Origin of the sequence: Proteus sp. fly-1067 (assembly GCF_040139345.1) — a bacterium.
Classification (GTDB): Bacteria; Pseudomonadota; Gammaproteobacteria; order Enterobacterales; family Enterobacteriaceae; genus Proteus; species Proteus vulgaris_B.
Genome location: NZ_JBEEUL010000267.1, coordinates 1 through 526, shown reverse-complemented (window position 1 = coordinate 526; position 526 = coordinate 1). Strand labels below are relative to the sequence as shown.

The window sequence follows — 526 nt, the reverse complement described above, 5'->3', positions numbered from 1 at the left end:
GGTCCTCGAGCATGTAATTTTTGTGTGCTAACAGCGACCTCGGCACCTAAGCCAAATTGTCCACCATCAGTAAAGCGTGTACTCGCATTAACATAAACAGCAGCAGAATCTACTTGGCGAACAAAGCGATCAGCATTAGCAATAGATTGTGTCAAAATTGCGTCTGAATGTGCAGTTCCATAACGGCGAATATGGTTAATTGCTTCAGTTAATCCACTTACCACTTCTACATTTAAATCAAGTGATAACCATTCATCACAATAATCAGCATCTTTTACATCAACAATCGTTGCTCCGCCTTTTTTTAACCCAGCTAATGCTTTTTCACTTGAGTGTAAAGTCACCTTTTGCGCTGCCATGGCGTCACTTAGTTGTGGTAAAAATAGATCCGCGATATCTTCATGTACTAAAAGCGTTTCTAAAGAATTACATGCACTTGGGCGTTGCACTTTTGCATTCACAATAACTGTTAATGCTTTTTCTAAATCGGCACTTTCATCAACAAATGTATGGCAAACACCAATAC

At 39.5% G+C, this 526-nt stretch carries 1 protein-coding gene; it reads right to left on the bottom strand.

All coding sequences use genetic code 11. The features are described 5' to 3' along the window. Positions 1-526, bottom strand: a 526-nt coding sequence (locus tag ABN217_RS20350) for an aldehyde dehydrogenase family protein (RefSeq protein ID WP_502935152.1), incomplete at both ends; no start/stop codon positions are given.